The organism is Methylophilus sp. DMC16, from assembly GCF_056314045.1.
In genome coordinates, this window is record NZ_JBQUZC010000001.1 from 1644841 (window position 1) to 1665810 (window position 20970).

Genomic DNA, 20970 nt, shown 5'->3' on the forward strand with positions numbered 1-20970 from the left:
GGCTTCGTGAAATGTAAAAAAATCTAAGCTTGATTGTATTACAAATTGATGGCAGTTTTGTGTGCGGCGGGATTTCTCCGCATGATTCAGGCTGCGCGATGACGCAGACTAAAATACAGCAGCGACAACGCGGCCACATGGCCCACCGGCAACCACAAGGCATTAAAATGCCAGCGCATAAAGCTGCAGGCGCCCAATACCCCGCCACAAACAAACCCGCCTATCAGCAACAAATACAGTGTGAGCCGGCGCTTATCCACGGCCTGGCCGCGCAAGCGCAAGCCGAGTGCAATGCCGATATCGGTAAACAGGCCCGAGACATGCGTGGTGCGCACCACGGCGCCACTATAGGTGCTGGTCATGGCATTTTGCAAGCCGCAAGCCGCCGAGGCCAGCCACTGTCCGCTGTGCCAGCCCGTATTCAACAGCAGGATAGCAGCGGCCAACAAGCCGGCCTCCAGCCATAACGCCCAATGATACTGGTGCCCGAGCTTGAGTGCCTCATGCCCGATGATGACACCACTGAGCATGGCGCCCAGCAAAAAAAACAGCATCACGCAAAGCAAGTGCAAGGCCTGCAACCCGTCGCCCTGCATGAGCTCAATGGAGAAAAAAGTCGAAATCCCGGTGAGATGCGACACCGCCTGATGCCTGAAGCCCAACACCCCCACCGCATTAATAAAGCCGGCGTTCAATGCCATTAAAAATCCGCCCCACTCTACCCAGCGTGGCAATCGCTGCATCATATAGACCTCGAATCCTGCATAGACCAGACAGCCTTATTCTACGCCGAGTGAGCGACCTGATTATAAAAACTACGTAAAATCATGAGCCGTTTTTACGGATTCGCTTCAGGCATGGATTGAAACACCCGCGTATAGTGAGAGTCATACAAATACATCAATCATGATGCATTTAAACAAACACTTAAGGAGACGATTATGTGGACTAAACCAGCTGCAACTGAAATGCGTTTTGGCTTTGAAGTAACAATGTACGTCATGAACAAATAATCAGCGCTTGTCTTAATCACAAGTGAGCTGAACAAAAAACCGCCGGACTCCGGCGGTTTTTTTATGGCTGCAAGGCAGACGGCCCGATCAAGCCAGCTGCGACCATAGCAAATGCAGGCTCACGGAAATTAAAAATAAGGCAAATACACGCTTTAAGGTTTTAACCGGCAAGCGTTTTGTCAAGGCCACGCCCGTAGGCGCAAACAGCACACTAAGCGGGGTCAGCAACAGCACCGCCGGCAAATACAGCAGGCCAAACGTTTCTGGCGCATGTGCGGTTTGCCGCCAGGCATCTTGCAAATAACTGGCTGTGCTGGCCAGTGCAATCGGAAAACCCAATACCGCCGAGGTCCCAATCGCCTGCTTCACCGACACATTGCGCATGGCTAAATAAGGCACCGTCAAGGTTCCGCCGCCAATCGACACCAGCGCAGACACACCGCCTATCAGCAATGACACCAGGCCAATCTCAACCTTGCCTGGCACTTTATGCTGGGTCGGTTTGCGATCCAGAAATAATTGCACCGCCGCAAAAAAAGTAAAGGTGGCAAAAAACAGCGTCAAATACCTGGCATCCAGATGAATCGCCACCAGTGTCGCCAACAACGACCCCACAAACGCCATCGGCACCATGGCCCACACATAGGGCCAGACAATATTCTGGTTTTTATGATGCGCCAAAATGCTGGACAGCGAGGTGAACACGATGCAAGCCATCGACGTCGCCAGCGCCATATGAAACGCCGTGTCGGCTGCAAAGCCTTTGGCGACCAAAATGGCATGCAGCATGGGCACCAGCACAATGCCGCCACCAATCCCGAGCAAGCCAGACAAGACACCGACAATCACGCCCATCAGGCAAAACACAGCATATTGTTCAAAAAAAACGGTTAACCAGTCCATAGCAGTTTTTTGAATGATCAGGCCGCACAGTATACCTTCTGAGATTATTTTTTCTTTTGCATCCCTCCTGTTTTGTTTAACTGCCCACGCACTAATTTTTGTTACAATAATCAAATGAACGAGATGGTTGATCAAAAAGCAGGAGGCAAGCGCCCCGGTGCCGGTCGCAAACCGGGCTCTGGCTTATACCAGGAAGCGACAACGGGCATGCGGATGCCTGCCAGCCAACAGGCCGCCATTCGCCAACTGCTGGCCAGCTATGGCCGCAAACAGCGGCAACCATCACCGGACAGCCTGGATAGTCCGCAATCTTTTGCGCAACCAGCGCGCGATACGTCAGGCATTGCCTTACCTTTATTTCAGTCCAAAGTGGCGGCAGGCTTCCCCTCGCCCGCGGATGACCATATCGAACAACGGCTGGACCCCAACGAATACCTGATTGATCAGGCAGACACTACATTTTTTGTCACCATACAAGGCGAATCCATGATTGAGGTGGGCCTCATGCCTGGCGATAAAGCCGTGGTGGATAAAAACAAAAAGGCGGTGATGGGCGATATTGTGCTGGCCATGATTGATGGCGAATTCACCATCAAAACCCTGTCCAGACAAAAAAATGGCAAACCACAACTGTTACCTGCCAATGCCTCAGGCAAGTACCGCCCGATTCTGATCGAAGACGGCATGCAGTTTGAAATCTGGGGCGTCGTCATTGGCTCATTCAGGCGCTTCAGATAAGTACCTGCAGATCCGTCAAAAAACCCATTCCTGATCAGGCACACATCCGGGCAGACAGCGCCGTTTGCTGTAACCCCCTAGCCAGGGTGCACTCGTTTTTTCATCACACTTAAAAAAATCTTGATTATTGTTACAATAACACTTGATTGCTGTTACAATAATTTCCATGAACGATGAAGACAATACACACGGCGGCAAAAGAGCGGGCGCCGGGCGCAAGTCAGGCACAGGCACCTACCGGGAAGAAACCTCGGTCATGCGCGTGCCTAACAGCCAAAAGCCGGTCATCAGCGACTTTCTGGAGGCCTACGCGAAAAAACAGCGGTTGGCACAACTGAAAGACCATCTTGATCGCATTGAAGAATTTACACAGTTATCAGCTGAGCTTGACCAGGTCAGTTTGCCGCTGTTTGAGTCCAAAGTGCCCGCCGGATTACCGTCCCCTGCTGACGACCATGTCGATGCACGCATGGACCCGAATGCCTATCTGATCAACAAGGCCGACAAAACCTTCTTTGTCACGATACAAGGCGAATCCATGATTGAGGTGGGCCTCATGCCTGGCGATAAAGCCGTGATTGAAAAAGACAAGGTGCCCGCTGTGGGCGATATTGTGCTAGCAATGATTGATGGCGAATTTACGGTCAAAACCCTGGCCAAACAAAAAGATGGCATGCCCAAGTTATTACCCGCTAATTCATCAGGAAGATACGCCCCTATCCTGATCTCGCAACACATGCAGTTTGAAATCTGGGGCGTGGTGACTGGTTCTTTTAGAAAGTTTTAATCATGGCACGTCAAAATACCCCTGCTTCTCACTGGACTGATGGCGTTTGCAGAGCAAACGGTATCAACATTCACTACCTGCGCACTGGCGGCAACAAACCGACCATCATTGCCTTGCATGGCCTGGCCGGCAACAGCGTATGCTGGTCACCCATCGCCCGCGCGCTGGAGCAACACTATGACATCATCATGCCGGATGCGCGCGGCCACGGCCAATCCAGCGCGCCCCTGCATGGCTACACCTATCAAGACCACGCCAATGATGTGATTGAGCTGATCCGCACGCTGGGCATCAAATCGCCCTACCTGCTCGGCCACTCCATGGGAGGCATGACTGCGGCCATGGTCGCCAGCAGACTCGGCCTGGCGATCAATGGCGTGATTTTGGCAGACCCGACCTTTCTGAGTGCAGAGTGGCCGCATGAGGTCTATCACCGCCAGCTGGTTGAGCAACATCAACAAATGCTGACTTCCAGCAAGGAAGCGTTATTTAAAGCAGACAAGGCGAAACACCGTTTTCGCGCCTCTGCCATTATCGAGCACCTGATAGAAGCCAGACTGCAAACCAGCCTGCAAGCGTTTGATGTGCTGATTCCACCGAATCCAGAGTTTGATGAGCTGATCCGCAATATTTATGTGCCCACCTTAATGCTGCTTGGCAGCGAGGGCGTGGTCTCGGCGGAAACGGCACGCGCCTTGCACCGCATCAATCCTGATCTGCAATACAAGGTCATTCAGGATGCAGGGCACGGGCTGCCATACGATGAACCCGCCCGTTTGGCGGCAGCGATTCATGCCTTCCTCAAACCAAAAACCGCCGCCAAACCGCGCCTGCAGGCGACACCGGGCATGTTCTCCATGCGCGCAGCCTACGCCTATTAATCAAGCGCGACGTGCAAAGCCGCGGTCAGGCTTGCTAACAAGGGGAGTCTCGGCTAGGTGTCTGGTCTGCATGCGCATGCCAGCGCATCCAGCTGAATGTCGTATCAGGCAGCCGTCTTCTATGCTGACGGCCGCCATGCTGATGGGTGAGACATTGAGGCAACATCAAAAACAGCGCGTTGCAAACCGGCAAGAGAGCAATGCGTCGCGCACAAAAAACCCGGTACTAGGCGACCGGGTCTCTTGTCCGTCACTCAGAACAATTATTTGTTCATGACGTACATGGTTACTTCAAAACCGAAACGCATTTCAGTTGCAGCTGGTTTAGTCCACATGATTGATCTCCTTGTTGTTGTCCCGGGCCGACCCCATGTCTTGCCCGTGTGAAAGTATTATCGACCCGGCGGGCCAAAATCCTGCTATTGCCGATCATGAACAAGGATTAGGGAATTTCATGAAACACACCTCATGCCAATGAACGCGACAGACTGCCCAAGCATGCATGCACGCACCATTGCACTGATTGATGTGAATAACTTTTACGTGAGCTGTGAGCGCGTGTTTAAACCCGCATTGCGCCAACGGCCCGTGGTGGTATTGAGCAATAACGATGGCTGCGTGGTCTCGCGCAGCGCCGAAGCCAAAGCGCTGGGCATCGCCATGGGCGCACCCTGGTTCCAGATTCGCAAGCAGGCAGAACGCGCTGGCGTCATTGCCTTCTCCTCTAACTATGCCTTGTATGCAGACATGAGCAACCGCGTCATGTCCATCTTGCGTCAGTTCAGTCCGGCACAGGAGATTTACTCCATCGACGAATGCTTTCTGGAGTTGACCGGGTTTACGCGGCGCGATTTGACCGAGTATGCACAAACCTTGCGGCAAACCATCTTGCGCGGTACAGGTTTACCGGTGTGTGTCGGCATAGGCGCCAGCAAAACGCTGGCTAAACTCGCCAATCACTGCGCCAAGCATACCCCTGCCATGCAAGGCGTGTGCAATTTCAACGCCCTGCCGCCAACCGAGGTAGATGCCCGTCTCGCCGAAATACAGGTGGATGAAGTCTGGGGAATCGGCCGCCGCCTGGCCGCCACGCTGCATGCACGTCCACTAGCGATTCACACCGCCTATGACCTCAAATACAGTGATGCCGAAACCATGCGCAGGCGCTTTAGCGTGGTGATGGAGAAAACCATTCGTGAACTGAATGGCACCGTGTGCCTGGAACTCGAAGAAGTGCGCGGGCCGCAGCAACAAATTTTGAGCACACGCAGCTTTGGCCAGCCCGTCAGAGAAATCGAAGGCCTGGCTGAAGCGCTGACGTTGTATACGACCCGCGCTGCCGAAAAGTTACGCAAAAAACAGCTGTTTGCTGGCAGTGTCTATGTGTATATCCGCACCAGCCCCTTCCGCGAGGACAGCCGCTTTTACAGCAATGCCCTCACAGTGCCACTACCGGTGGCCACGCACGATACCCGGCAACTGGTCAAAGCGGCACTCTGGGCGCTCAGGCGCATTTACAAGCCCGGACACGACTATGCCAAAGCCGGCGTGTCCTTGGGCGAGTTGGTGCCTGCGCAGGCGATACAACAGGATTTGTTTCATTCAGGGCCGCAAGCCGACAACACTGCGCGGCTGATGCAGGCCATGGACGCAATTAACCGCAAAATGGGCAGAGCCACCTTGCGGCTGGCAAGCGAAGGCCGGCAACAGCCCTGGCAAATGAAGCAAATGCGCAAGAGCCCGAGTTATACGACCAACTGGAAAGACCTGCTGTGTGTGGATTGAGAGTAAAGGCTTAACAAATAAAAGGCTTAGCTTACTCGCTTGTTAGCTCGCATCAATCAGCCCATGTTTCATGGCCAGCCTGACCATTTCTACCGGGCTGTTCACAGAGAGCTTCTGCTTAATCAGGGTGTAGTAATTGGCCACGGTTTTTTGGCTGATTTTCAGCATGTCTGCCACCTCATCCGCCCGTTTGCCCTCGGCCAGCAGCCGAAACACCTCAAACTCTCGTGATGTCAGCTGTTGGAGCGGATTACTGTCGCCCACCAGGGTTTGTAACGCGACTTTCTGCGCCACATCCTGACTTAAAAACGTGCGCCCTTTGGACACATCCAGCACCGCTTGTACCAGGTCCTCAGCCACGCCGGTTTTAGTCACATAGCCTTTCACACCGGTTTTAAGCGCCTGTGCGGCAAACGAAACGGCCTCATGCATAGAGAAAATGACGATTCTGGCTTGTGGATAGCGCTGCAAAATACGCTTGGCGGCTTCTAGCCCGCCCATGCCTGGCATGGAGATATCCATGAGCATCACGTCAGGCATGACCTCACCATACACCTGATAAGCCTGTTCGCCCGTATCCGCCTCGGCGATAATTTCTATCGACTTGTGGCTTTCAAGCAGACGCCTTAACCCTGATCGCACCACTGTGTGATCATCTACCAACACCACCTTGACTGTCATACCGCTGCTTCCTGAAATGCTTCTGTCATCTGAAAATGGATTTCTATGCGCGTCCCTTGACCAGGCGCCGTATGAATATGCATGCGCCCCATCAAGCCCTCTACCCGCTCTTGCATCCCGGCCAAGCCGTAACCGCGCGTTTGCAACTGCGGATCAAAGCCACGTCCATCATCCTCCACCATCAGGTAAAGGCCGTTGTCCGTCTCCTTCACCTCAATCATCACCCGTGTCGCGGCGGCGTGCTTGCTGATATTAGTCAAACACTCCTGCAAAATGCGGTACACCGTCACCGACATCGCTTCATCCGGCTGCGACAAATGGTTAGATATCTGATTCACCACCATAATGCCGCGATTGCGGTCGCGCCAGTGATGAATCAACTCCGCCAGCGCCAGGCTCAACCCCAACTCATCCAGCACCCGTGGACGCAAGCGCGACAAAATATCCTGTATCGTCACCATCATTTGCCGCGTAATCTGCGCAATCGCCTGCGCACTCTCCCGCGCTGAGCTGAGCTTTTTCGCCGCCACCAGCGCACTCGCATCCACATGCACCGCGGTCAGATACTGGCCAATCTCATCATGCAAATCGCGCGCAAGCTTTTTTCGCTCTTCTTCCTGCAAATGAATAATCTGCTGGGTCAAGCGGTGGTTATTGCGGATGCTTTGTTCAAGCGTGCTCGCCATACTGTTGAACTTGTCGCTAATCTCGCTCAACTCCACCTGCTCAAAGCCCGGCAAGCGGCTCTGGTATTCACCGCGCTCAATCTGGTTCAAGCCATGAATAATCTGCTTAACCGGCTTAAAAGTCGCCCGCACCGTCCAATACACAAACAGCAGCACACTCAAGCCAAACAAACTCACAATCGCAAGCAAGCCAGACGTATCATCCCAAATCTCGCGCAACTCAAAACTAGGGTCCGGCGTAATCACCAGCTCCCCAATAAAGCGGCCATTTAAAATAATATTTTTGCGCTTGGGCTCATTCAGCACACTCGAAATATCCAGCAACTTCACAAACCATTTGGGGGGGTCTTCCCCGCTATGCGCCATGCGCGTACTTCGGTTAGATTCGCGCAACCGGCCATTGTTATCGTAAAAATCCACCTTCAAATGGCGGATATTCTTCAACTCATCCAGCCGGAAAATCTGCACCCCTTCTTGCTGGTTATGCTGCAACCAGCCAAAGTCCGTCATGTAATGGGCAATCTCCGCATCCAGCAAATGCATCACCAGATTACTCGTCGACTGCACCTCCGCCAGCACATCCTCGCGCGCGTTTTTAACCACCGACACCGCCCACGTCAGCAGCAACCCAAGCAATAACAGGGTAATAATCAGATTGAGTTTGAATTGAAGGCTGAGAGATTTCATCATGCTAGGGGGATTTTAAAGAGTATTCACCAAAAACATTCGGGAATTTTTCCCTATCCATTCATACAGCAAGAAATTATCAAGGATAGCTAAAACTGCGAAGGATCAAATACGTCATCGCCCTGACGGCAATGAGTCAGCGCTAGATTTTCATAATAAATAGCAATTGAAACTTTAGAGTGATCCAGTGGTTTACCGAAAGTAGCTACCTCCTAAGAGGATTCCGTTGGGTGATTAGACCAGTCGCAAACACCACAACTCGCGTAATAATCACCATCAGGGGGAATTAATATATCGAAATGACTTCGAACATCGCAAGACTTACATACTGGACACTCCCCTATCCTCTCAACTAGTCCCCCTTCAAGTATTTGAATAAAGTGCCCAATAACTGTTTGGCAAGAATGCATTGCAATTGAAGCAGCGGTTTTTCTTGCGCTTCTAGTATGAGTTAGCCAATTAGCCAATTGCCAAGCTTCTTTGGCTGTATTTTTTAAATGCTGGCGTAGCTCTTTGTTACTTCCACCTGAGCAGAGAGCATTCATCAGAATGTCGCACCACCCTATAAAGTTTGCATCCTGTGGTTTTTCGAAGTTTTCTGTCAGTTTTACTCGTCGTCTCATCGTAGAAACAAGTGAAATTAAGCTCTCTCTAAGCAACATACCAACAGCTTGATAGTCCTCAACTTCTATTGCAGCATCAAGACGGCCATTGGCTTGATCTACTCGCCGAATAACTTCATCAAATGGGGTTGGTTCATCTGGGTTGATAGCGCTTGGACGACTACGTAGTCTCGCCATAAGCCCTATATGAAATGAAATGGTGTAATCAAGACTTGGAAAATACTTTTGAGAATAGAGGTTCATAAGGTTTGTTATAACCCACCATCTATCCTTATCTGTAGTTACATCCCATATCTCATAAACATCACCGAGCACTACCTCACGTTTAACACGCTCAACATGAAGGACGGTTTCATCTTTGGCCTGACCATTTACATAATTGGCGACATCCCGCTCAGAATGCGCATCTCGTTCAACGCTGTAACGACCGAGCTCGCTTGCCGGTACGGGATGGCTATGAACTATACAGTCATCCTGAGATGTTTCATGTTCGGACATAGGCTAAACCTAACGCTAAATTAATAATTATGGGTTCAGTAAAACTACTCAAGCCTTATCAAGCAACACCTAGCACTTGTATCTTACTAGAAGTGCTATTGTAAACTATCGAAGTGTCCGAACTGGAGCCGGGTAGCGTGGGCAACTCGTTGCCCACGCGGTAAAACTCCCGCACAATTCCACCATGTCACGTTATCGTCGCGCCAATACTGCTGGAGCCACTTACTTTTTTACAGTTGTGACTTAACGCAGGCAAAGATTTCTTTGTGATGAGGATGTGCGTGATGCGTTAAAACATGCCATCCAAAAAGTCCGCACTGATCATCCTTTTACAATAGACGCATGGGTTTTGTTGCCTGACCATATTCATTCCATATGGACGCTACCACCGAATGATGCAAACTTTGCGCTTCGTTGGCAACTCATCAAACGTTATGTGAGCCGTGTTTGCGGTGCGCGTTTAAACCATACAGAATGGATGTCTGCATCCAAAACAAAACGTCGTGAATCGACCATTTGGCAACGCCGTTATTGGGAGCATCAAATTCGCGATGATAACGATTATGCAAAATTTATGGATTATTTGCATTTCAACCCGCTTAAGCATAGGTTGGTGAACAATGTGAAATATTGGCCTTATTCAACATTCACCGATATGTTAAAGCGGGCGTTTATAATGAGCATTGGGGTGTTGGGCTAGACTTTGTGGAGGGAGCGTTTGGTGACGCATAACAATTTTACGCGTGGGCAACGAGTTGCCCACCCTACAGACTATGATTAAAGTTTATGCAATATTGGTTATTTTTTTCGCATCAATCATTTGCAGAGCGGAGGATGTTCCTAAAACCATGTCAAATGCAGAGGCTTTAGCATATTTCAGCGGACTTTTTGTTGGAATGGCAGAGGGGTGTGGGGCTGATCCTAAAGTCGTTGCAGAATTCGAAATTACATCTGACGAGTTAACCAAGAACCGTGCCAAATCAGAACAAGAAGTTGCATCAGCAAAAGAACTACATATCAAAGGGCGTGCCACAGGAAAAAAAGAAGGCTTTCCCAAACCGCCTGATTTAGCAGCTAAATGTACCCCAGAATCAGCTACCGCATATCTCCAAGACTTAAAAAGACGTAGTGCAGTAACAAAAAATGCACCTTAACCCATCAAGCGGGGCTGACGATAACTCTCTTCGATAAAGATAATTTTAATAACAATGGCTGCGCCACTTTTGTCGCCAGCCAGGTAGCGTGGGCAACTCGTTGCCCACGCGGTAAAACTCACACAAAACTCCACCATGTCACGTTATCGTCGCGCTAATACTGCTGGAGCTACTTACTTTTTAAAGCCATCAATGGGGTCAGACTCGATTTGATATATCACCGACATGTTAAAGCGGGCGTTTATTATGAGCATAGGGGTGTTGGGGTAGATTTTGTAGAAGGAGCGTTTGGTGACGCATAACGATTTTACGCGTGGGCAACGAGTTGCCCACCCTACAGACTTTTTGATGTCCGCTGATTTTCAACGATAAGTTTCAATATGAACCTGAAAGTAAAATTAAACTATTTATTACCAGTGTGGTTGCTCATATGGTTAACTGCGACAGTCGTTTTTACTGATTTAGCATTTCTTGAAATTAAACATGATGATGTAGTTGTTGCATCTTTAGAAATGAAAACCGTTCAGTCTAAATATACACAAAAGGTTTGTGAAATAGGTTTGAAATTGCAAGATAGAAATTTGCAAAAAAATACAGACTTAAGGACTTGCACTCTTCTTTCAGTAGGTGAGTCAGTTAAATTAATTGAGTCAAAATTATTGCGACGCTGGATAGCAATATATGATGACAAAAACGTCAAAATTACTGAAGACACGGTCGAAAACAGTGTAACAAGAGATGGAGTGTATGTTTTGCTTGCTATGCTGATGCCAGTGTTATTTATGTTTGATCTTCCAAATAAAATAAAAATTTATGCATCAATAGTTTTTGGATTGCAAGTTTTTGGCGTTCTATATTATTGGTCTATATTTTTGCAATAAAAATCCGCGTAGGGCGTACCCTCGAGGGTACGCCGCTGTTGTATAGATGACCACATGAAAAGCAACAATCACCTATCAAGGTTAATGAATCACCACCCCCCAAGGCAGATTCCCCACCGCAATATCCTTCAGCTTGGCATTGGTTTGGGTATCAATCACCGAGACATTATTACTACGGCCATTGGCGACATAGAGCTTTTTGCCATCTGGCGTCAGGGCCATATTCCAAGGGCGTTGGCCAACAGGAATGGTGGCAATCACTTCGCGGGTGGCGCTATCAATGACGCTGAGGTTATGATCGCCGCCGTTGCTAACGTAAATACGGCTGCCATCGGCATTGACCTTAACGCCGTTAGAGCGCAGGCCGACCTTGATATTGGCTTGCACTTTCCAGTCGGTGGTAGAGACAATCTCTAGCAAGCTGGCTGCTTCATTGGCGACATAAGCCCATTTGCCATCGGGGCTGAAGCCGACGCCGCGCGGATGTTTGGTGGCGGCAATCAAATGTTCGGATTTGAATGTGTTCAAATTGATCACATCCACATTATTGCTTTCCTCATTGCTGGCGAGCAGCCATTGCTGGTCGGGTGAAAACACGCAATGCTCGGGGTTTTTGCCCTGGGTTTTGATGGTGTGTTTGAGCTTGTTGGTTTGCAGGTCTACCAGCGAGACTGCGTTTTCTTCTTCCAGGCAGGCGGCCAGCAATTTTCCGTCGGGTGAGATATCAATGCCTTCTGGTTCGTCGCCGACTTTGATCAGGGCAGTTTGTTTGCCCAGCTTGGTGTCTACCACCGAGACGGCGTTTTTATCGCGCACGACGACGTAGAGTTTTTGGTTACTAGGGTGTATGGCGGCAGCCTGCACCTTTTTGCCGAGCTTGCCTTTGTTGGGCAGGGTGTTGATGACTTCGTCGGTGCTGGTATCAATCACCGAGACCGTGCCGTCTTTTTCGTTAGGCACATAAGCGAGCGGCTGGGCGCTGAGAGTAAGGCTGGCTAGCAGGCCTGCGGTGAGGGTCAACAATCGAGCGTATTGCATAGAGCATCCTTAAAAAAAGTCGGCCAGTTGCTGCAACAACTGGCCAGAACATGGAGATATACTTTATGCAAATCAATTAAATTTGAAATTTAAATGACCATTGCATATTAAGCACTTAAAATCCTTGGCAATAGCGTCATGCTTCCCGATTTAACCGGGATAAACTCCCGACGCTCTACTCATTCGCCAGCCTCAAACACAAATCCACCAAAGGCGCGCGGCTGTGCCCCAACCTTGACCTGTCGCGGCGAGTCCAGCCGCTGCCCATCAATGACGGCTACGACGTTGTCCATCCAGCTGGTGACCACGAGCTGCTGTTGCTGGCGGTCAAAAGCAATACCTTCGGGCGTACCGGGGACGCGAATTTTAGCCAGCGGCCGCTGGCTGGCCAGGTCAATCACGCTGACGCTATCTTCGCCGGTGTTGGTGACGAACAAGCGCTGCCCTTGCGGGTCTGTGGTCACACAGTAAGGGTGCCGCCCCACGCTAAGCGTGGCCACTACGCGCTGCTCATGCGTGTCTATCACACTCACTGAGTTTGAGTACACATTCACCACATACAGCTGCTTGCCATCGGGGCTCAGCCCCAAACCGAACGGGTGCTCGCCCACTTTAATTCTGCGCAGTTCTTTGTTCGCGCGCGTGTCGACCACGCTCACATCATTACTGTCGCGATTCGCCACGTAGAGCGTCTGACCATCGCGACTTAACTGCAAGCCGCCTGGTGCCTGCCCCACCTCTATGCTCGCCAGCACTTGCCCGTGCACGGGCTCAACCACCAGCAAACTATGGTGATACCAGTCAGCCACATATAAACGGTTACCGGCCTGATTCACGGCCAGTCCGACCGGGGCAATCGGCAGCGCGAGGGTCTGCACCACTTGCTGCCGCGTGATGTCTATCACCGAGATTGAACGGCCATCGACATTGCTCACGTATACTTTTTTCTGTTGAGGATGAATAGCGACGCCGACCGGCGACTGGCCGACCGGGATGGTTTTGATCACCTGCAGTTGGCGCAGGTCTACGACCGATACCGTATGCTCTCCCTGATTGGTGATATAGGCGAACTCTGCCGCGGATGCGCCCAGCGTAAAACAAAGACTGAGCGTAACCGACAACGCTTTCAAGCGCAGGCGCCAGCACGCGCTCACATCAATCGTCCTCATACAAGCGTTACGATAGCGCGATGTGAGCCGTAAGGATTGAGACCTGTTCCCGCAAAGGGTCAGGAATTTTTCATGCAATAGCAGAGGCGCTCTGTTGGGAGAAATGTGCGTTGATGGCGCGCATATCCAGCGCTTGCCACATTTGCAGGTGGTGCTGCAGCTCATGCGCCTGCATGGCGCCCCTGACCATATCAATGATGACGCGATCACGCACCGCCATGAGTGCAGGCACTTGTGTCACCTGGAAATTGGCGACCAGATCGGTGGCGACATCAACATCGGCTACCGCAAACGCGACTTGTGGATGCTGGGCGGCAACCGCTGCCAGGACGGGGGCAAAGGTCTGGCAAGGCTCACACCATTCGGCCGTGAACAGTACCACGGCGAGCGGATGCGCCTGCACCCACGCATTGAATTGCGCCTGGCTTGCCAGTGTCTGCACCACGGCAGCGGTTTGGGTAGATGCCAGATTGGATTGCGGATCGGAAGGGCTGGTTGTTTGCATACGAGATTCCTAAGGATGCGCCTGCTCGGGCAGGCGTTTAATGGTACTGAGTGTCCAGTGTTGCGGGCCAGCGATGCTTTGTGAGCACCCCAACTCCTGACTGGGGTGTTCGGCGGTGAGTTGATGGCGGGTATGGTCTGCGGTCTGCACCTGCATAAACCAGCGGTCCACCCACACCTCCAGTCCGGCCGGGGCAGCGCGCTGGCCGCTGTCAGTCAGGGCCAGCGTGATCAGTTTGCCGCCATGCGCCAGGCATAACGAGTCATCCGTCTCTTCGAGTATCACCCATGTTGCCTCATTGCTGGCGACGCCCTCTTCCGCCCTGGCGGGCAGACTGGCTGCGGCCAAAACACAAGCTACGGCTGGCAACATCATCGTTGCCCACTGGGCCAGGAGACTGACCACTGAAGAGATACACAGCCATCCAGACTGCCGGGATAACCCTAAGTGTTTACTCACCATGACATGCCTCGCTGAATCCAAACAATCAACACGGCGGAGCTCAATTTATGCACACAGGCTGGAACCCATGCGTTTAAACAAGGGGCGCAAACTGGCGCAGAGTTTTTGGCGCCAGCCCTGGCTGTTTGCCGCAGCATTCTGGCGACCTTCTTTCAAGCCCTGTAAACCGGCTTTGACAAAGGCATCCACCGCATTTTTGGCGGATTCATCATCCTGGCCTGCAGGGGGTTCATTGCCGGTAAAGGCGCGGTAATAACGGGCACTCCAGGTCACTTTGGCGTTGCTGCCATCAGCAGCAACTTTGATTTTGCCGTTCAAAGAACTCACAGGCAGCGCTTCCAGATCAATGTCCCCAAACAGACGATAAGACACGGTCATGTCTGCCGCAGACACTTCGTCGATTTCCTGCATCAATTGCTTGCCGTTTTTCAGGGTCAGTTTTTGCTGGGTGTCGTTCACAGGCTCGCAAGCCGTGACTTGCGGATGCCATTGCGCCAGACTGCATGGGCTGCTGACACGTTTCCATACCGCGTCAGCCGATGCGTTGACCTGGATGGATTCATCCGTTTTTTGCGGCGTAGGCCCGTGTGCCCAAGCTTGCACACTTAACAACATCATCATTCCGCATAAAGACCACTTCATAAAACACTACTCCTTCTTAAAAAATCGTTTAAACATTTGCCGCATGCCAAGCAGCCAGGGGCTATCGGCAAACGTCAGCCCCATAAACATGAGCCACAATAGGCAGGCAGGCACCGCCAGCCAGGGCCGCAAATCGGTTTTGGCCCAGCGCCAGGCCGTCATGCCCAAGCCGGTCGCCCAGTCACCACTTTGTGCCACATGCTCCAGCCTGGCGTAATGCAAACCGGTCTCTACCGACAGACGCTGCAAGTTTTTTTCATCCAGCGCAGATAAATGGGCATTACTTAAGAGTTCGTTCCCTGGCCCATGTCCGGAATTGCGGTCATGCTGCCCCTGCTCCATGGCCAGCACTGACAGCGTTTCGGCCATGCCAAAGTTGCCAAACCGTTGAACCTCTTCCTGCTCCCAATAGCCGGCTACGGCATTTTTCTCGTCCAGTTTGGGGATCTTGCTCGGTGTGGGCTTGCCCATGCCCACCAGGTAGCCTTGCACCTCACCAGGTTTGCCTGCAAATTTGGGCATGTATTGCGGATTGGCCGGCGGCGCTTGCTGGCCATCGGTAAAAAACAGCAGGCGCATCTGTTTGCCCAACAACGGCGCTTGTTCCAGCGCGTGATAGAGGCCATGGGCGATAAACGAATCTGCGGCCCAGGCCATGCGCCAATCCATGCTGGCCACGGTATGATCCAGCGCGGCAAAATGGCTGCAAACCTCCACCGGCTTCACCACATTGACCGTATTGCGCTCGGTAAACATGCCCAGCGCCACGCGCGAGCCACAGGGCAACACAGACAGGGTTTTGCGTATGCTTTGCTTGGCCATCTCCAGGCGGCTGATGCTTTTCCCATTCAGCTGATAGTCGGGCACATTCATGCTTTGTGTGATATCCACCACAAAGTACCAGTCATACACACGGTTGGGTAAACTCAGTTGCGGGTGAAAGAGCGTGAGCGTGAGCAACAGCGCAATCAGCCACAAGCATCGCTTGCGCCAGACAAGCCCGGGCGTCACCTGCGCGTTTTCAGGGCTGCCAACGAGCAAAGCCCTGAGTTGTTTAAACCAAGCCATCATCAGGGCATGCCTCTCGGATTGCCAGGCATCGCAGGCCAGCCACTGGGTTGCTCTTCCGCTTTAATCTGCTCATCTTCGTACTGTTGCGGCCCATTCATGCCATGCGTGGTCGGCGCCAGCCTCAGGGCGAGATGGTAGTTGTACTTCACCTCTGACCAGTCAGGCTCGATACGCAAGGCTTTCTGGTAACTCTCTTTGGCCAGGGCGACCAATGGCCCCGCCTCATCCCAGGCAGGCAGGCCACGTTGTTCGAGCAAGCGGATTGCCGTGCGCAAATAGACATTGCCCGAGTTGAAATAGGCCTGCTTGCGCAAGGGTTGGCTATCGGTGGTGCGGGCAATCACGGCGGCATACTGCGCCAGCGCCTGATCAGATTTGAGTTGATCGTCATAAAACACTGCATTGGCAAACAAGGCCTGCGGTGTCTGGTCAGCCCCCAGCAGGGTAGAACGGATCAGCACATGCGGCGCCAGGCTGTGTCTGTACACTGCAGACTGATAGAGCTCCATGCCCTGACGCGCCAGCATCACCAGTGATAGCACCACCAGCAGCGCAGCCCACAGCCCGCCGCGGCGTAAATGATTGATCCATTGCCTTCTTATGTTGGGATGACTCATGTTTGCCACCGTGTTAACTCCAGTTGTACCATCGCGATTAATAGCAAGGCTGCCAGCCAGGCCAGACCATAGGCGTATTGACTCAAGTCTTGTCGTGCAATCGGTTCCAGGTAACGGGTTGGTTTGTTTTTAAGCTTGGCGATATCGCGCACGGCCGCCATCACCGCCTGCGGATTTTCTGCCTCATACACGTGATAAGGCACATTGAGCGTCTGGAAATAGTCATGCAAGGCCACCTCGGGATAGGCGTCAATATTCTCGCCTTCGGCCAGGCTTTGCTTGATGGTGACGCCGTTTTCAGAGCGCAGGTAAATCCAGTACAAAGAGGCCTGTTGCCGCATAAACATGGCACGCAACATGTCCTGGGTTTTGCCATCCAGGTGTGCACCGCCATCAGAGACCAGCACAATCGCACGCGCCCCGGTCACCGGCTGATCGGCAAAATAATCGAGCGCCATGCCGAGTCCGCGCGCGACCGCCGTAAAACCCATGCCACCGGCTTCGGTCGCTTCCAGCGCGGCTTGCACAAACGCCCGGTCATTCCCCAAAGGCGCCGCCAGAATCGGTGAGGTACTAAAGGTCACCATGCCCATCAGGTCTTCATGGCCCTGCTTGACCAATGACTTCAACACCTCACGCGCGGCCTGCATTTTCGGTTGCCGCGCCTGAGCATCGCCCTTGTTCACAAACGGCTCGTTCATGCTGGCGCTGCGGTCCAGCACAATCATCACATGCGCACCGCGCCCAATTTTTTCGATGGATTGCGATTTTAGAAACGGGCCACTCAGCGCAATGGCCAGTGCCAGCAGCAAAGTACTTAAACTGATTTTCCAGGCACGTTCCAGCCAGACAGAGAGCGGGTCTTCGGGCAACCCTTGCAAGGCCGGATGCTTGAAATGCCGTTGACCACGCATGCACCAGGGCAATACGGCTAATGGCAATAACAGCAAGGGCCACACCTGTGTCAGCCCCCATGACTCCCCCAAGCCACTCCAGGTGATGACGGATTGCCCCCAGGCCTGCCACATGCTTAAGCGACCTCCAGTTGACTCAAATCTTTGGCTAATTGTGTCAGCAAAGCGATCGAAGACGTCACAGCTCGGCCAGCAAAAAACGCCTGCTGTACATCCGCGTAAAAGGCCTCAAGCGCAGGCGCATAGGCCTGTAGCCTAGGTTGCTGCTGCATTAACTGTGGCAGATTTTCGGCAGTCACCGCATGCCCGGCAAATTGATCCATGGCCCGCACCAGCAAGCGCATGGCCTGCAAACTATCCGAGGCCGCCCCTCCCCTGAGTTTGCGTATCTGGCGCCAGGCCTGACGGAAAGGCATGTGTTTTTCTTGTGGAAAGGCGATCCAGCCGGCCACCCAGGCCAGGTAAAGCAATGCCAATACAAGCGCACTGCCCCAACCTGCCAGTGACCACAGTTGTGGCGCGAGCGGCCAGCTTGGCATGGGCGCATCCGGGTAAAGCTTGACGTGCTCGGCATCAATCCGCGCAGGCAGCAAACTCGACACAATGACCTTGTCTGGCGGCACATCAACGGTCAACCGTTGCTGGGCGCAGCTGGACTGATCGCAGGTGAATTCAAGGTGCAGTTTTTTTAAGGGCAGGATTTTAACCGTGTCGCCGGCAACAAAAATTTGCCAGTCTATCTGCAGGTTAATCACGCGCTCATTCGCCAGGTCCTCATGTTGCCAATGGGCATCGCGCAGCTCAATGGCCTCATTTTGTGCCGGGGCAGGCAAACTGGCCGGATCCAGCACAAAACCAGGCGGGACATGAATCTTGAGATGCTGTGTTGCAATGCTGCCCAGCGTGTAATCTGCCTCACGCGTGGCGCTTTCTACGCGTATGCTGGCGTGCGTTGTGGCTTGGGTGCTTGCTGTGGTGCTGGCGGCATATGCCAGCGTAGTGGCCGCCAGCAGATACCCTGCAAAAAATGTCGCCAGCCAGCGCGTAAACTGCATCGTGCCCGCAAACCGGTTGCTTGTGATACTCATGCCATCGTCTCCATCAAGTGTCGGCTCACGTCTTCCGCACGCCAATCCGGGGCTAGCCACAAAGGGGATCTGGCACCCGCCTTGACCAAGCCAAGATTGAGCGACTGCGTTTGCTGCGCGGCATCCGCGGCGATCTGTGTGCGCAACTTGCGCCGCAATAGCCAGCTGCGCTCCTGCCCGGTTTCCATATCGCGTAATCGCGCCCAGCCGAACGCCGGCAATGCCTCAAACGCCGAGGCATCGCGCAATACCACAGGCACCACATCATGTGGCTGAGCGGCACGCATGGTGGCTTGCAGCAGTGACTCTGGCCAAAAAAAGTCAGAGATGAGGAATACCAGCGCACGCCGTGGACCGATGGCCTCTATCGCAGCAGGAAGGGCGCTGGCCGTGTGGCCGTGATCAGCACCCGAACTACGCGCCTGCTGCCAATAGTCATTGAGCAGCCCATGTACTTGCTGCGCTGTGCCAGGCTGAAAACTGGGCAGGCGTTGCAAACTGCCTGGTAAATGGTCGCTGGCAGCGTGCATGCCGAAGCCATCGCCCTGGCGCGTCACCGACCACGCGAGCGACGCGACAAAACGGGTTAGGCGCTGCTGCAAGTCTTGGGCAGAAGGGCCCTGAAAAAATAAGGAGCTGGAAACATCCACAATGGCGTAGACATGAATGGCAGCACGTTCAAGATAGGTCCTGACCAGCCATTGCTGTGGCTGCGTGCGTACACTGGCCCGAATATCAATCCGTTTGGGATCCGGGCAAGCCAGTAAAGAAGCATAGCCAGCGAAGTCAGTGCCGTTGCCATGATGCTTGGTGAGCGTCGCGCCCGCGTGATAGCTGTGTGCCCGCCATGGCACCGGATAAAAGAACTGGTGCGGCTCGAAGGCCGCTTGTACGGACGCCGCCGAGAGCGGCTGCATAGGCCCCTGCCCGGTCTGTTGCGCCATTGCGTTGCTTGCAGCTACCATGCTTCACTCACATCCATACACACACATCGGTCTGCATCATGACTTGAACCTGCAGCACCGCTTAGGGCGCAGAGACTTTATCCAGCACGGCTTGCAGCAATTGCGGGGCAATCCGCTCATGCTGCAAGGCATAGGCGCCGCTCAAAAACACGCGGTGCGTCACCACATACGGCCAGACGGCACGGATATCATCCGGGGTGAGATAATCGCGGCCTTCGAGCCAGGCACGCGTACGCGCACTGCGCATCAACATGGCCATGCCGCGTGGGCTGGCACCACCGGCCAGCAAGCGGCTCATATCCACCTCGGGCAGGCTGATGCCAGCGGCCAGCGGGTCCTTGAGCACGCGCCAGAGCTCTACCGCATACTCTTGTAAGGCCAACTCTGCACGCACGGTGCTTTGCACCTGCGCAGCCAGTGCATTCAGTTGATCGTAAGGCGTGAGGCCTGACGGCAACTGGCCGACCAGTGCATCGACATCATAAAAGCGGGTATCAAACATCAGTGCCCGTTGCAGCTCGCGTGCATCCGGCGCCTTCACCGAAATTTCCATCAGGAAACGGTCACGTGCCGCCGCAGGGATCTCAAACGTCTCTTCACGCTCCAGCCGGTTACGGTCAGCAAACACGGTCAGGTGCGGAAAATGATATTCACGGTTAAAGGCATTGACCGAGCGCTCAGCCATCAGGCGCAGAAACAAGGCGTGGGCCTGTGGTCGGGCACGGTTGATTTCGTTAAAGAAGAACACCGAGAGCGCGTCTTCATGTTGCAACAGTGGCCCCGGCTTGACCGCAGCCTGCCCCTGCTCATTGATATAGGCATGGTACAAAAAGTCACTCGGCATGAGGTCAATCGCGCCCTCAATGCGCTGATAGCCGCCGCCCAGCAATTGCGCAGCCGCGCGTAACAGCGTGGTTTTACCCACGCCAACGTCACCTTCCAGCAGCACGTGGCCACGTGAAAAAATCGCAATCGTGAGCGCCCTGACTTGCTCAGGCATGCCAACAACCACACTGTTTAATGCTTGCTCGAACGCCAGCGCACCTTCACGCCATGCGGCCAAATCCATTTGTTTTTCCATACACCATCCATGATTCAGAATGAAACAGGCCACTATCGACTGCGCACAATCGACACCGGTATGTCACATGCAAACGGGGGACGAAACTGACACCGGAAACG

25 protein-coding genes are annotated in these 20970 nt (G+C 53.0%); 8 read left to right on the plus strand and 17 right to left on the minus strand.

Going from position 1 to position 20970, the window contains the following annotated elements; translation table 11 throughout:
• Positions 1 to 86 precede the first annotated feature (86 nt).
• The gene (locus ACT53D_RS07755; protein WP_476155476.1) at positions 87 to 746 is read right to left on the minus strand and encodes a YoaK family protein; all 660 of its coding nucleotides are present in this window, start codon (positions 744 to 746) and stop codon (positions 87 to 89) included.
• Between the two features lie 195 nt (positions 747 to 941).
• Here ACT53D_RS07755 and pqqA (ACT53D_RS07760) point away from each other — a divergent pair, with 195 nt between their 5' ends.
• On the plus strand, positions 942 to 1013 hold the full coding sequence (pqqA, locus tag ACT53D_RS07760) for a pyrroloquinoline quinone precursor peptide PqqA (RefSeq protein WP_081624291.1): 72 nt from the start codon (positions 942 to 944) through the stop codon (positions 1011 to 1013).
• Between the two features lie 87 nt (positions 1014 to 1100).
• Here the strand turns inward: pqqA (ACT53D_RS07760) and ACT53D_RS07765 are convergent, their stop codons facing one another.
• Positions 1101 to 1916, minus strand: a complete 816-nt coding sequence (locus tag ACT53D_RS07765; RefSeq protein ID WP_476155478.1) for a sulfite exporter TauE/SafE family protein — start codon at positions 1914 to 1916, stop codon at positions 1101 to 1103.
• A 114-nt stretch (positions 1917 to 2030) separates the two neighbouring features.
• Here ACT53D_RS07765 and ACT53D_RS07770 point away from each other — a divergent pair, with 114 nt between their 5' ends.
• From ACT53D_RS07770 to ACT53D_RS07780, 3 genes are all read left to right on the plus strand, one after another.
• On the plus strand, positions 2031 to 2654 hold the full coding sequence (locus ACT53D_RS07770) for a LexA family protein (RefSeq protein ID WP_476155480.1): 624 nt from the start codon (positions 2031 to 2033) through the stop codon (positions 2652 to 2654).
• Between the two features lie 166 nt (positions 2655 to 2820).
• Complete coding sequence (locus ACT53D_RS07775) at positions 2821 to 3441, plus strand: LexA family protein (RefSeq protein WP_194747360.1); 621 nt, start codon at positions 2821 to 2823, stop codon at positions 3439 to 3441.
• A 2-nt stretch (positions 3442 to 3443) separates the two neighbouring features.
• Entirely contained in the window at positions 3444 to 4322 is an 879-nt protein-coding gene (locus ACT53D_RS07780) for an alpha/beta fold hydrolase (RefSeq protein ID WP_194747362.1), read from the plus strand.
• 263 nt (positions 4323 to 4585) lie between these two features.
• Here the strand turns inward: ACT53D_RS07780 and pqqA (ACT53D_RS07785) are convergent, their stop codons facing one another.
• Positions 4586 to 4657, minus strand: coding sequence for a pyrroloquinoline quinone precursor peptide PqqA (pqqA, locus tag ACT53D_RS07785; RefSeq protein ID WP_081624291.1), 72 nt, complete (start codon positions 4655 to 4657; stop codon positions 4586 to 4588).
• 133 nt (positions 4658 to 4790) lie between these two features.
• On the opposite strand from pqqA (ACT53D_RS07785), the gene ACT53D_RS07790 reads away from it, so the two are divergent.
• Positions 4791 to 6107 (plus strand): Y-family DNA polymerase, encoded by a 1317-nt coding sequence (locus tag ACT53D_RS07790; RefSeq protein WP_476155482.1) that lies wholly within the window; start codon positions 4791 to 4793, stop codon positions 6105 to 6107.
• Between the two features lie 42 nt (positions 6108 to 6149).
• Here ACT53D_RS07790 and ACT53D_RS07795 read toward each other — a convergent pair whose 3' ends face one another.
• From ACT53D_RS07795 to ACT53D_RS07805, 3 genes are all read right to left on the minus strand, one after another.
• Positions 6150 to 6788 carry a response regulator gene (locus tag ACT53D_RS07795; protein ID WP_194747364.1) on the minus strand — a complete coding sequence of 213 codons (639 nt, stop codon included), beginning with the start codon at positions 6786 to 6788 and terminating at the stop codon, positions 6150 to 6152.
• Positions 6785 to 8164, minus strand: coding sequence for an ATP-binding protein (locus ACT53D_RS07800; RefSeq protein ID WP_476155484.1), 1380 nt, complete (start codon positions 8162 to 8164; stop codon positions 6785 to 6787). Before ACT53D_RS07800 ends, ACT53D_RS07795 begins: the two co-directional genes overlap by 4 nt.
• Positions 8165 to 8373: 209 nt before the next feature.
• Positions 8374 to 9282, minus strand: a complete 909-nt coding sequence (locus ACT53D_RS07805) for a hypothetical protein (RefSeq protein ID WP_476155486.1) — start codon at positions 9280 to 9282, stop codon at positions 8374 to 8376.
• Positions 9283 to 9559: 277 nt separating this feature from the next.
• On the opposite strand from ACT53D_RS07805, the gene ACT53D_RS07810 reads away from it, so the two are divergent.
• The 3 genes from ACT53D_RS07810 to ACT53D_RS07820 all read left to right on the plus strand — a co-directional run bounded on the left by ACT53D_RS07810 (position 9560) and on the right by ACT53D_RS07820 (position 11317).
• Positions 9560 to 9982, plus strand: a complete 423-nt coding sequence (locus tag ACT53D_RS07810) for an REP-associated tyrosine transposase (RefSeq protein ID WP_476155488.1) — start codon at positions 9560 to 9562, stop codon at positions 9980 to 9982.
• A 73-nt stretch (positions 9983 to 10055) separates the two neighbouring features.
• Positions 10056 to 10436: a hypothetical protein gene (locus tag ACT53D_RS07815; RefSeq protein ID WP_476155490.1), complete on the plus strand. Its 381-nt coding sequence runs from the start codon at positions 10056 to 10058 to the stop codon at positions 10434 to 10436.
• A gap of 380 nt (positions 10437 to 10816) precedes the next feature.
• Positions 10817 to 11317, plus strand: a complete 501-nt coding sequence (locus ACT53D_RS07820; protein ID WP_476155492.1) for a hypothetical protein — start codon at positions 10817 to 10819, stop codon at positions 11315 to 11317.
• Between the two features lie 81 nt (positions 11318 to 11398).
• Here ACT53D_RS07820 and ACT53D_RS07825 read toward each other — a convergent pair whose 3' ends face one another.
• The 11 genes from ACT53D_RS07825 to ACT53D_RS07875 all read right to left on the minus strand — a co-directional run bounded on the left by ACT53D_RS07825 (position 11399) and on the right by ACT53D_RS07875 (position 20869).
• Complete coding sequence (locus ACT53D_RS07825; RefSeq protein WP_476155494.1) at positions 11399 to 12355, minus strand: beta-propeller fold lactonase family protein; 957 nt, start codon at positions 12353 to 12355, stop codon at positions 11399 to 11401.
• Positions 12356 to 12534: 179 nt separating this feature from the next.
• Complete coding sequence (locus ACT53D_RS07830) at positions 12535 to 13509, minus strand: beta-propeller fold lactonase family protein (protein ID WP_476155496.1); 975 nt, start codon at positions 13507 to 13509, stop codon at positions 12535 to 12537.
• An 85-nt stretch (positions 13510 to 13594) separates the two neighbouring features.
• Positions 13595 to 14029: a thioredoxin family protein gene (locus ACT53D_RS07835; RefSeq protein ID WP_379077061.1), complete on the minus strand. Its 435-nt coding sequence runs from the start codon at positions 14027 to 14029 to the stop codon at positions 13595 to 13597.
• Between the two features lie 9 nt (positions 14030 to 14038).
• Positions 14039 to 14491: a hypothetical protein gene (locus ACT53D_RS07840; RefSeq protein WP_379077058.1), complete on the minus strand. Its 453-nt coding sequence runs from the start codon at positions 14489 to 14491 to the stop codon at positions 14039 to 14041.
• A gap of 45 nt (positions 14492 to 14536) precedes the next feature.
• Positions 14537 to 15133: an SRPBCC family protein gene (locus ACT53D_RS07845; RefSeq protein WP_275357149.1), complete on the minus strand. Its 597-nt coding sequence runs from the start codon at positions 15131 to 15133 to the stop codon at positions 14537 to 14539.
• Positions 15134 to 15139: 6 nt separating this feature from the next.
• Positions 15140 to 16204 (minus strand): vWA domain-containing protein, encoded by a 1065-nt coding sequence (locus ACT53D_RS07850; RefSeq protein ID WP_476155499.1) that lies wholly within the window; start codon positions 16202 to 16204, stop codon positions 15140 to 15142.
• On the minus strand, positions 16204 to 16821 hold the full coding sequence (locus ACT53D_RS07855; protein WP_194747385.1) for a hypothetical protein: 618 nt from the start codon (positions 16819 to 16821) through the stop codon (positions 16204 to 16206). Before ACT53D_RS07855 ends, ACT53D_RS07850 begins: the two co-directional genes overlap by 1 nt.
• Positions 16818 to 17849, minus strand: coding sequence for a vWA domain-containing protein (locus tag ACT53D_RS07860; RefSeq protein ID WP_194747387.1), 1032 nt, complete (start codon positions 17847 to 17849; stop codon positions 16818 to 16820). The genes ACT53D_RS07855 and ACT53D_RS07860 overlap by 4 nt, the downstream gene beginning before the upstream one ends.
• Positions 17850 to 17851: 2 nt before the next feature.
• Complete coding sequence (locus ACT53D_RS07865; protein WP_476155502.1) at positions 17852 to 18823, minus strand: hypothetical protein; 972 nt, start codon at positions 18821 to 18823, stop codon at positions 17852 to 17854.
• On the minus strand, positions 18820 to 19788 hold the full coding sequence (locus tag ACT53D_RS07870; RefSeq protein WP_476155504.1) for a DUF58 domain-containing protein: 969 nt from the start codon (positions 19786 to 19788) through the stop codon (positions 18820 to 18822). The genes ACT53D_RS07865 and ACT53D_RS07870 overlap by 4 nt, the downstream gene beginning before the upstream one ends.
• 61 nt (positions 19789 to 19849) lie before the next feature.
• Entirely contained in the window at positions 19850 to 20869 is a 1020-nt protein-coding gene (locus ACT53D_RS07875) for an AAA family ATPase (RefSeq protein WP_338656824.1), read from the minus strand.
• Positions 20870 to 20970 lie beyond the last annotated feature (101 nt).